Source organism: Acidovorax sp. KPB24-07 (genome assembly GCF_057543315.1).
In genome coordinates this window covers 1-6,773 of record NZ_BAAJYS010000202.1, presented here as the reverse complement: position 1 = coordinate 6,773, position 6,773 = coordinate 1, and the positions used below count along the sequence as shown (strand labels likewise).

The 6,773-nt window shown below is 68.6% G+C and carries 10 protein-coding genes; 6 read left to right on the top strand and 4 right to left on the bottom strand.

The features are described 5' to 3' along the window. The 4 genes from AC27IQ_RS17050 to AC27IQ_RS17035 all read left to right on the top strand — a co-directional run. A partial coding sequence (locus tag AC27IQ_RS17050) for an enoyl-CoA hydratase/isomerase family protein (RefSeq protein WP_487090168.1) occupies window positions 1-682 on the top strand: 682 nt, incomplete at its 5' end. A gap of 183 nt (window positions 683-865) precedes the next feature. Further along, a complete protein-coding gene (locus AC27IQ_RS17045; protein WP_487090167.1) occupies window positions 866-2,053 on the top strand; it encodes an acetyl-CoA C-acyltransferase family protein in 1,188 nt (395 codons plus the stop codon). Window positions 2,054-2,125: 72 nt separating this feature from the next. Next, window positions 2,126-2,518, top strand: a complete 393-nt coding sequence (locus AC27IQ_RS17040; RefSeq protein WP_487090166.1) for a BPSL0067 family protein — start codon at window positions 2,126-2,128, stop codon at window positions 2,516-2,518. 20 nt (window positions 2,519-2,538) lie between these two features. Beyond that, window positions 2,539-3,015: an STY0301 family protein gene (locus AC27IQ_RS17035; protein WP_487090165.1), complete on the top strand. Its 477-nt coding sequence runs from the start codon at window positions 2,539-2,541 to the stop codon at window positions 3,013-3,015. 125 nt (window positions 3,016-3,140) lie between these two features. Here AC27IQ_RS17035 and AC27IQ_RS17030 read toward each other — a convergent pair whose 3' ends face one another. Then, window positions 3,141-3,389 carry a DUF3297 family protein gene (locus AC27IQ_RS17030; protein ID WP_284397321.1) on the bottom strand — a complete coding sequence of 83 codons (249 nt, stop codon included), beginning with the start codon at window positions 3,387-3,389 and terminating at the stop codon, window positions 3,141-3,143. Window positions 3,390-3,487: 98 nt separating this feature from the next. On the opposite strand from AC27IQ_RS17030, the gene AC27IQ_RS17025 reads away from it, so the two are divergent. Then, a complete protein-coding gene (locus AC27IQ_RS17025) occupies window positions 3,488-3,916 on the top strand; it encodes an STM2901 family protein (protein WP_487090169.1) in 429 nt (142 codons plus the stop codon). After that, complete coding sequence (locus AC27IQ_RS17020; RefSeq protein WP_487090164.1) at window positions 3,910-4,284, top strand: DUF1493 family protein; 375 nt, start codon at window positions 3,910-3,912, stop codon at window positions 4,282-4,284. Before AC27IQ_RS17025 ends, AC27IQ_RS17020 begins: the two co-directional genes overlap by 7 nt. An 82-nt stretch (window positions 4,285-4,366) precedes the next feature. Here AC27IQ_RS17020 and AC27IQ_RS17015 read toward each other — a convergent pair whose 3' ends face one another. The 3 genes from AC27IQ_RS17015 to AC27IQ_RS17005 all read right to left on the bottom strand — a co-directional run bounded on the left by AC27IQ_RS17015 (window position 4,367) and on the right by AC27IQ_RS17005 (window position 6,399). After that, window positions 4,367-5,620 (bottom strand): nucleoside recognition domain-containing protein, encoded by a 1,254-nt coding sequence (locus AC27IQ_RS17015; RefSeq protein WP_487090163.1) that lies wholly within the window; start codon window positions 5,618-5,620, stop codon window positions 4,367-4,369. A gap of 84 nt (window positions 5,621-5,704) precedes the next feature. After that, window positions 5,705-6,196 carry a DUF2214 domain-containing protein gene (locus AC27IQ_RS17010; protein WP_284427922.1) on the bottom strand — a complete coding sequence of 164 codons (492 nt, stop codon included), beginning with the start codon at window positions 6,194-6,196 and terminating at the stop codon, window positions 5,705-5,707. A gap of 8 nt (window positions 6,197-6,204) precedes the next feature. Next, complete coding sequence (locus tag AC27IQ_RS17005) at window positions 6,205-6,399, bottom strand: hypothetical protein (protein WP_487090162.1); 195 nt, start codon at window positions 6,397-6,399, stop codon at window positions 6,205-6,207. Window positions 6,400-6,773: the final 374 nt, after the last annotated feature.

The window sequence follows — 6,773 nt, the reverse complement described above, 5'->3', positions numbered from 1 at the left end:
CCAGGCGCTGTGCGCGGCCGCGCGCAGCATCGCGGCCGATCCCGGCGTGCGGGCCGTGGTGCTGTGCGGCGCGGGCAAGGGCTTCATGGCGGGGGGCGATCTGGCCACCTTGCGCGAAGACCCCGTCCAGGGCGCCGCAGACCTGCTGGGCCCGCTCAACGAGGCCGCCACGCTGCTCGCGAACATCGACGCGCCCGTCATCGCCAAGGTGCACGGCGTGGCCGCCGGGGCCGGCATGAGCCTGATGCTGCTGGCCGACTTCATCCTCGCCGCCGAGGGCACGCGCTTCAACCTGGCCTACATCAACCTGGGTACCAGTTGCGACGTGGGCGCCTCGTGGGCCCTGCCGCGCCAGGTGGGCCTGCGCCGCGCGCTGGAGATCGCCCTGCTCGGCGACACGCTCACCAGCGCCGATGCCGAGCGCCTGGGCCTGGTCAACCAGGTGGTGCCCGCCGACCAGCTCGATGCGGCGGTGGACGCTCTCGCCGAGCGCTTGGCCGCCGGCCCCACGGTGGCGCTGGGCCACATGCGCCGGCTGATGCGCGCCTCGTTCGACCGCGACCTGCCCGCGCAACTGGAGGCGGAAACCCGCGCCTTCGGCGACTGCGCACGCACGGGCGACCTGGCCGCGGGCATCGCCGCCTTCTACGCCAAGGAAAAGCCGCGCTTCGAAGGGCGGTAGGCAAACCTGCGCGGCAGGGCACGACACCGCCGCGGCGGCTGACGCCCACGCGGCTGCCCTGCCCGCCGCCCGGCCCTAACATCCTGTCCGATCCCCATTGCGCGGCCCGCGCAGCGCACCGCAACGACCGGCCCTGCTTTTGAGAACCTGTCCGCCCCTTCATTCCTTGAGGAGACCCCTGCCATGAACCACCGCGACGTCTTCATCGTCGGCACCGCCCGCACCGCCATCGGCACCTTCGGCGGCACGCTCAAGGACGTGCCCAACAGCCAGCTGGCCACCACGGTCACGCGCGCCGCCATCGAACGCAGCGGCCTCGCACCCGACACGGTGGGCCACGTGGTCATGGGCAACGTCATCCCGACCGACACCAAGGACGCCTACCTGGCCCGCGTGGCCGCCATCGATGCGGGCTGCCCCATCGAGACGCCGGCCTTCAACGTCAACCGCCTGTGCGGCTCCGGCCTGCAGGCCATCGTGTCGGCCGCGCAGGCCATCGTGTTGGGCGACTGCGACGTGGCCATCGGCGGCGGCAGCGAATCCATGAGCCGCGGCCCGTACTTCGACACCGCCGCGCGCTACGGCCAGCGCATGGGCGACGCCAAGAGCATCGACTACATGCTGGGCATCCTGCACGACCCCTGGCAGAAGATGCACATGGGCATCACCGCCGAGAACGTGGCCGAGCGCTACCGCATCAGCCGCACCATGCAGGACGAACTGGCCGCCGCCAGCCAGCACCGCGCCGCCGCGGCCATTGCCGCCGGGCACTTCAAGGCGCAGATCGTTCCGGTCGAGATCGCCACGCGCAAGGGCACCGTGCTGTTCGACACCGACGAGCATGTGCGCGGCAACACCACGCTGGACGTGCTGGCCGGCATGAAGCCCGCGTTCAAGAAGGACGGCGGCAGTGTCACCGCCGGCAATGCCTCGGGCATCAACGACGGCGCCGCCGCCGTGGTGCTGGTGGCCGGCGACCGCGTGGCCGCGCTGAACGCCAAGCCGCTCGCCCGCCTGGTCGGCTACGCGCACGCGGGCGTGGACCCGGCCTACATGGGCATCGGCCCCGTGCCCGCCACGCGCCAGGTGCTGCAGCGCACGGGCCTGAAGATCGAGGACATGGACGTCATCGAGGCCAACGAGGCCTTCGCCGCCCAGGCCTGCGCCGTCATCCAGGAACTCGGCCTGGACCCCGCCAAGGTCAACCCCAACGGCTCGGGCATCTCATTGGGCCACCCCGTGGGCGCCACCGGCGCGATCATCACGACCAAGGCCGTCGCGGAGCTGCACCGCACGGGCGGGCGCTATGCGCTGGTCACGATGTGCATCGGCGGCGGGCAGGGCATCGCGGCCATCTTCGAGCGGGTTTGAAACGGTTGGAAACAGCCAGGGCAAAAGGCACGCGGCCGACTAGGATCGCTGCTTTTGTCCGCCCACTCGACGATGCCTTACATCTACCAAAACGCCGAAGCCCTGGAGGGAACCAGCAAGGTCGGCAGCAAGCACTGCGTGGCCCTGCTGCAGCACTATGCGCAACTGCCCCACACCAGTTCCTGGAAACCGGGCGAGACCGTCTTCGTCAACGCCAACATCAAGAAGGGCACGGCCATCGCCACCTTCAACGACAAAGGACGCTACGGCAGCCTGCCCACGGGCAACCACGCGGCGTTCTTCATCTCGCAGGACCCTGGCGGCATCTGGATCATGGACCAGTGGCTGAGCGATACGCAAAAACCCAAGGTCTCCATGCGCTACATCCGGCCGAAAGTCCAGCGCAAGAACGGGGATTTCGCCGATCCCAGCAACAACGCCGCCGCGTATTCCGTCATCGAGTGATCGACCAAGAAAAGGCCCACATGCGCTCCACCCCCCTTTTGCGCCGCCCTGCAGCCCGAGCGGCGGCGCTGGTTGCCCTTACCGCAGCGCTCTTCTCTGGCGTGTCCGCTCCAGCGATTGCCGCCACGGCATCGCTGGACTGCCCGGCCACCGTGCGCCTCACCTCGCCCCGCGCGGAGGCCGCCGGCCTGCCGGCCGGCACCGAGATCGTGCTCGACCAGCGCCCCCTGCGCCTGACCGGCCACAACGTCTTCGACGGCCCGCCCGCCCAGGGCGCCGTCCTCATGCCCCAGTCGGACAAGCCCGGCAAGGGGGGCGCCACGGCCGTGTGGCATTTCGAAGGCGACTACCCGCAGGGCAAGTTCCTCGCGTGCGACTATGCCGGCGGCGCCGTGCGCGTGGTGCAGCGCGTGGACGACGCGGTGAAGCGCTGCACCGCCCGATCGAGCACCACGAAGAACCCGGCCACGCTGCAGACGCGCTTCCAGTGCGAGTGAGCCGCGCCTGAGGGCGCGCGGCGGATGTCCCGGCAGACGGTGCCCCGCCGCGATGGGCACCACCGCCCGTTTGATACATTTTCAATAGCACACCAGGCAAACAATCCGCCGGCATGGCGGGGTTTTCACTTGTAGAACGCTTCCACCGCGCCCTTGAGCGTGATCATCAGCGGCCGGCCCTTGCGGTCCACCGTCTTGCCCGCGGGCACCTTCACCCAGCCCCCGCTCACGCAGTACTCCTCCACGTCGAAGCGCTCCTTTCCATTGAAGCGGATCCCGATGTCGTGCTCGAACACGGCGGCGACATGGTGCGGGCTGCGCGGGTCGATGGAGAGGTGGTCGGGCAGGTCGGGGCGTTGCGGAGCGTCGGTCATCAATTTTCTCTTCTGAAAACAAAATCAACAATGGAGAGCGAAATAATCGGATGGGTTAATGCTTCAATCCTGCATGATCAATAACAAAGGGAGTCATTCTGTCAAATACCTATCAATACCATGACCTCGCCGACCTTTCTCCGGAAGAATTATTCCTGTGGATAGCCATCGACCAGACACTGGATCAACTGGGCGGGGTCGATATCGCCGCTGCAGCTGCCATCCTTTCAGGGCAGCCATTCCTGCCGACACGCGGTAAATTCGCAGGAGCGACCCGAGGAACATCGATCGCTTCGGTGGTATCGAGAAAAATGCTGCAGCAGCGAATGCCCTTTGCTTTGCCGACCCTCACGGGGGCCAGCTTGAGAACGCTCAGACTGACTTTCACCAGGAGCCTCGGTGCCTTCGTGGGGCGCCTGGTTCCTGGCGTCGGCTGGACCGTGCTGGCATACGATGTTTTCCAGATCATCAACCAGTCGATCACGAAGTACAACGCCCTCGCGAAGAAAGAAGACCGCCTATGGTAGCCGCCGCCCCTTCCGACTTATGGAAAGACCTGGTTCAGCTGGCATCGTCTGTGGATTCCGTCGGATTAAGGCAGCTGGGAAAGCAAATCGATTACACGCCCCATACCGATCTGGTCAAAGACCTGGGCCTGACCGGCGATGACGCCTTTCATTTCATGGAAAATTTTGCTTCCAGGTTCCATGTGGCCCCAGGCGATTACCGGCCATCCGACTATTTCGGCGCAGAAGGTCTCTGGCTGCTTTCCCCTTTCAAGAAAAGCAAGCGCACCCGACCCATTACCTTGGGCATGCTCCTCCTGGCAGCAAAGGCAGGCGTGTGGGATGCACAAAGGCTTCAACAGGCGCATGAGCAAAAACAGTACGGCTGACTCGCGATCGCAAGATCGCGCAGGTGATTGATCGGCCGGTGCCCGTGGTCGTCTGGGCCCTGCCCAGCCGGGGTCAACCCCCTCACCGCAGCATCGCGTACCCCACCCCGATCGCCGCCGCCAGCCCCACCGCATCCGCCACCAGCGCGCACGCCAGCGCATGCCGCGCGTGCCGGATGCCCACGCTGCCGAAGTACACCGCCAGCACGTAGAAGGTGGTTTCCGTCGATCCCTGCACGATGGCGGCCAGGCGGCCGGCGAAGGAATCGACGCCGTGCGTCTGCATGACGTCGATCATCAGGCCCCGCGCGCCGGCGCCGGAGAGCACCTTCATCAGCCCCACGGGCAGGGCCGGCAGGAACGCGGTGTCCCAGCCCATCGCCGCCACGCCAGCGCCGATGGCGCCCAGCAGTGCATCCATGCAGCCGGCTGCGCGGAAGATGCCGATGGCCGCGAGGATGGCGATGAGGTAGGGCACGATCTGCACCGCCACGCCAAAGCCTTCCTTGGCGCCTTCGATGAAGGCGTCGTAGACGTTCACGCGCCGCACGGCGCCCGCCAGCACGAAGAGCATGACCACGCCCAGGATGACCGCCGCCCCGGTGGTGCCGGCTATGCGCGCGGCCTGCTCGGCCGGCAACCGGGCCAGCGCCGTGACGGCAACTGCCAGCAGCCCGGACACGGCCAGCACCGGCAGCAGCAGGCGCGCGCGCCACAGGGGCAGGCGCTGGCACACGGCCACGGCCAGCACGCCCGCCAGCAGCGACGCGAAGGTGACCAGCAGCGTCGGCAAAAAGATGTCCGCCGCGTTGAAGCCCGCGCCCAACCCCTGCTTCAGGGCCAGGCTCTGGCGGATGGCGATGACCGAGGTGGGAATGAGCGTGAGCCCCGCGGTGTTCATCACCACGAACATGATCTGCGCGTTGCTGGCGGTGTCGGGCGGGCCGGGGTTGAGGGTCTGCAGTTCGCGCATGGCCGTGAGGCCGAGCGGCGTGGCGGCGTTGTCCAGGCCCAGCAGGTTGGCCGAGAGGTTCATGGTCATCGCGCCCTGCGCCGGGTGGCCGTCGGGCACGCCGGGGAACAGCCGGCGCAGCAGCGGGGCGGCGGCGCGGGCGAGCAGCTCGATCATGCCGGCGCGCTCGCCCACGCGCAGCAGGCCCAGCCACAGCGCCATCACGCCGGCCAGGCCCAGCGAGATCTCGAAGCCCGAGCGGGCCGCATCGAACAGCGCGGCCAGCAAGGCCTGGAAGATGCCGTCCGCGCCCAGCAGCCAGCGCACGACAGCGGTGGCGAACGCCACGGTGAAGAACCCGATCCAGACCCAGTTGAGCGCCATGGCCGGGATGGTAGCCGCACGGACCCTGAGAACCTGTCCAATGTCTTTCTGGAGATCGCGTTGGCGCTCAATCGCCCGGCGTTCTCAGAGAAATCCGATCCAGCGCCCCGCCAGCACGGCCCCCAGCCACAGCGCGAGCGACACCGCAGCCTGCATGCGCACCCAGCCGCCAGCGCGCCCTTCGCGCAGGGCGCGCGCCCAGTGCCCGCCGGCATGCAGCGCCAGCGCATTCAGCAGCGCCAGCCCGATGACCGCCACCTTCACCAGGAACGCCGGATTGGCCAGGTAGTCGGCCGGCCGGGTGGCGAACAGCCACAGCCCGGTGACCAGAGCCAGCGCGATCCCCGCCCCCGCCGCGCGCGACAGGAACGGACCCAGCAGCGCCAGGGGAATGCGCCGGCCGATGGCGCCCCACAGGCGCAGGTCCAGCAGCACGGCAGCGCCCACGCCCAGGCCCAGCACGGCGATGTGCAGGGCGTTGACCACCAGGTAGGCCGTGCCGGACTGGCGCAGCCACGCGGCCGGGGCGGACGCGGCCAGGGTGTCCAGCAGGGGCGTGAGCCCGGCGAAATCCATGGGGCCTTCTAGCGTTTGGGGTTCTGGATGCGTTCGGGGTAGAGGGCGTAGGTCTTGCCGCCGACCTGGATCTGCACGGCCTTCATGCGCCGCTGGGAAGTGTCCCGGTCACGGTTGCCGATGGCGGTGATGGCATCGCCCGGCTTGGCGGAGGCCGCGGTGAAACCGGAGCGCTCGGTCTGCGACGGATTGCCCAGTTCCACGCGCCAGAGGGCGCCCTCGGCGGTCTTGACCTCCAGCGTCGGGTGGGGCGCGCGATCTGTACGCGCTGCACGGTGCCGGCCAGCTCGGACTGGGCTTCTTCCGCCCAGGACCAGCCGTGGTGCGCCTGCGCGGGGCCGGCGCACAGGGCCGCCAGGGCGACGGCGGTGCTGACAACGGAACGGGTGATGACGGTCATCGGATACCTCCAGGCAACGGTTTTCACGGGACGTGGGGAATGCGCCGGTCGGCCATCGGTCCAGGCCGGCCCTGCCGCGACAGCCATCGTGCACGCAGCGGGGCGCATCGCCAAACGATGGCCCCACGGCGATGGGGGTTCGCGCCCGCGCGGCAGCGCGCTGTCCCGGGCCCGCCG

What these genes read in the sequence shown, in the direction of transcription:
- AC27IQ_RS17045 (WP_487090167.1), top strand. Translation starts at nt 866, where the DNA reads ATGAACCACCGCGACGTCTTCATCGTCGGCACCGCCCGCACCGCCATC.
- AC27IQ_RS17040 (WP_487090166.1), top strand. Translation starts at nt 2,126, where the DNA reads ATGCCTTACATCTACCAAAACGCCGAAGCCCTGGAGGGAACCAGCAAG.
- AC27IQ_RS17035 (WP_487090165.1), top strand. Translation starts at nt 2,539, where the DNA reads ATGCGCTCCACCCCCCTTTTGCGCCGCCCTGCAGCCCGAGCGGCGGCG.
- AC27IQ_RS17030 (WP_284397321.1), bottom strand. Translation starts at nt 3,389, where the DNA reads ATGACCGACGCTCCGCAACGCCCCGACCTGCCCGACCACCTCTCCATC.
- AC27IQ_RS17020 (WP_487090164.1), top strand. Translation starts at nt 3,910, where the DNA reads ATGGTAGCCGCCGCCCCTTCCGACTTATGGAAAGACCTGGTTCAGCTG.
- AC27IQ_RS17015 (WP_487090163.1), bottom strand. Translation starts at nt 5,620, where the DNA reads ATGGCGCTCAACTGGGTCTGGATCGGGTTCTTCACCGTGGCGTTCGCC.
- AC27IQ_RS17010 (WP_284427922.1), bottom strand. Translation starts at nt 6,196, where the DNA reads ATGGATTTCGCCGGGCTCACGCCCCTGCTGGACACCCTGGCCGCGTCC.